Here is a 1,375-nt window from a genome sequence, read left to right as displayed (position 1 = left end):
GCGGGTAGCCGCAAGCAGATGGGCGTGCAGCAGCCCGGCTCGTGCCGGGTTGGGGTAGGAGACGCCGCGCAGCCAGTTCTGCAGTCTGCGTGGCGGCGGCGGGGATCGGTCAGCGGCCGACGCGGATGCGGTCGGCAGAGTACACCTGGCGCGAGCCGTCGGCGCGGAAGATCACGATGACCGGGATGCCCTCACCGATCTCCAGCTCGCGCCGTTCGGCGGGGGTGGGCATCCGAGCGGTGGCGGTGTCGCCCTTGAGGAGGGTCACCGTTTCGGTCGGCTCGTCGGCGCGGACGAATGTGCCGCGCGGTGGTTCCACGATCACGAGCCCTTCCGACCGGAGTAGCGCTACAGCCTGTCGGACGCTCGTGCGGCTCAGCCCGTACTCCTGAGCCAACCGCAGCTCGCTGGGAAGCGAGGCCCCGGGCGCGAGGTCGCCAGACGCGATCCGGTCTCGCAGAAGGTCTGCGAGCTGCCGGAACACGGCGCGATCCGCGCTGGGGTCGATCACGAATGTGACGCTACGTGTCCAACAGTTCTACATCTTATTGTATCTACAGTCCTACGTCGTTACGGTGACATGAGCTGGGGCAACAGCCAACGGCCGGCTCCACCTGCCCGTGAGATCGAAGAATGCCCGAGGGGAGACCTGGTGCCTCGCGTGTCGTACGAGGAGTACTTGGTGGCTGTCGCGCTAACCCTGGCGAGGCGGCACCGGCCGGTCTGGTCATGGCAGCGATGGCGGAAGGTCTGCCGATGCGGGGGCGAGTTGCCCTGCCATGCGAGGCATCGAATCCCGATCAACCGGGGTCACTGGCCCTCAGAGGACGGCCGGCTATCCGCTCCGTCATCGGAACCGCCGGCCGAGCAGAGGGAGCCGAAGTGACCAACCACCTCCCGATCACGCCGGCCTGGACCTGCGGTGGCTGCGGTGCCGACTGGCCCTGCCACACCCGCCGTCGAGCGCTGCGAGCGGAGTACGACCGAGCCCCGGTGTCGCTCACCCTCTACCTGGCAGCCCAACTCGTCGAAGCCGCCCACGACCTGACCCACGTCCCCGCAGGCCACCTGCACTACCGCTTCCTCGGCTGGACTCGATGAGCATCCTGCGACCCAGTGACGAGAAGTTCCACTACAGCGACGGCTCGCACAAGTGGATCCCGCCAGACCCGGACTACGACCAGGAGGTCTGGGACGAGCAGGTCCGCCAGCACAAGCAACGCCACCTCAGGAACGAGCGTGCGAAGGTACGCATCCAGCGTCTCGTCTGATGCCAGCACTGTGAGGTCGACCCAAGGCGCGGTGCTGGTGTTTCGACCGGTCCGTTTCCTTGGGCCGCCTCCCGAACCCGGCGTGCCAGTCGTCCTGGCACCGG

Annotated in this window: 3 protein-coding genes; 2 read left to right on the top strand and 1 reads right to left on the bottom strand. The window is 67.7% G+C overall.

Annotation, left to right across the window (positions count from 1 at the left end; translation table 11 throughout):
* Window positions 1-109: 109 nt before the first annotated feature.
* Window positions 110-511: a GntR family transcriptional regulator gene (locus ACWD5O_RS37180; RefSeq protein WP_210916389.1), complete on the bottom strand. Its 402-nt coding sequence runs from the start codon at window positions 509-511 to the stop codon at window positions 110-112.
* A gap of 371 nt (window positions 512-882) precedes the next feature.
* Between ACWD5O_RS37180 and ACWD5O_RS37175 the strand changes: the two genes are divergently transcribed.
* Window positions 883-1,101: a flavin reductase gene (locus ACWD5O_RS37175; protein ID WP_450088179.1), complete on the top strand. Its 219-nt coding sequence runs from the start codon at window positions 883-885 to the stop codon at window positions 1,099-1,101.
* Complete coding sequence (locus tag ACWD5O_RS37170; protein ID WP_354967230.1) at window positions 1,098-1,271, top strand: hypothetical protein; 174 nt, start codon at window positions 1,098-1,100, stop codon at window positions 1,269-1,271. Before ACWD5O_RS37175 ends, ACWD5O_RS37170 begins: the two co-directional genes overlap by 4 nt.
* Window positions 1,272-1,375: the final 104 nt, after the last annotated feature.

Source organism: Micromonospora sp. NPDC005161, from assembly GCF_053599855.1.
The sequence above is the reverse complement of the archived record's forward strand: the minus strand, read 5'-3'. Positions and strand labels throughout refer to the sequence as shown.